Below are 679 nucleotides of genomic sequence, written 5' to 3' on the forward strand. Positions count from 1 at the left end.
ACGAAGCAAATTAAAGCAATTCTACGATTCATATCGAATAAGAGGTGCAGTGTCCACAATAAGGGTGTTTAACCGGTTTTGCCTAACCCGCCAGCCAATACGCCATAATAACGTAATAGAGAATCATTCGTTTTAAACGAGCTGATGTTGTTTTTACCGGACAAGTCTTCGGCATGAGCAAATACAGTGCCATCGACCTTCTTGAGGACCACGCTCGCATCAACGGTTTTGTTGGCATCCAGCATATTCTCGTCAACATAGGTAAGGGCCGTATACCCCGGCGCCCACGTCTGCTCCCACGAAGGACGTTTAATAAAGCCCACAACGGTATACGTTTCGGTTGTGGCATGAATTAAAGTTTCGCCGCTAGTCCCGTTGAAGATTAGTAATGGTTTGTTTTGATTAAGGTCCGTATCGCTAGGATCGGCAGAATTCGAGCGCTGCCCGACATTAAGGGTTAACCGATCACCGATCCGGTAGGTGACTTTGGCGTTCGTGGCGATAGCTTCCGAAAGAACGATCTCATTCGCTTGTTGAGGCAGACGCCCTTCACTTAATGCAATAGGGAAGTTCTTAAAGCCTTGGGCATTAAATGCTTTAACGAACAAATAAGGCTTATTGATATTTTGGCTTCCTGGCAACAGGGCATAGCCGCGTTCCTTGGAAGTGATGAATTGTT

At 46.1% G+C, this 679-nt stretch carries 1 pseudogene; it reads right to left on the bottom strand.

The features are described from left to right. Positions 1–68: 68 nt before the first annotated feature. Positions 69–679, bottom strand: a pseudogene (locus NLX71_RS26315) (ABC transporter permease); the annotation flags it as partial.

The organism is Paenibacillus sp. MZ04-78.2 (assembly GCF_024213375.1).
In the GTDB taxonomy this organism is placed as follows: domain Bacteria; phylum Bacillota; class Bacilli; order Paenibacillales; family NBRC-103111; genus Paenibacillus_G.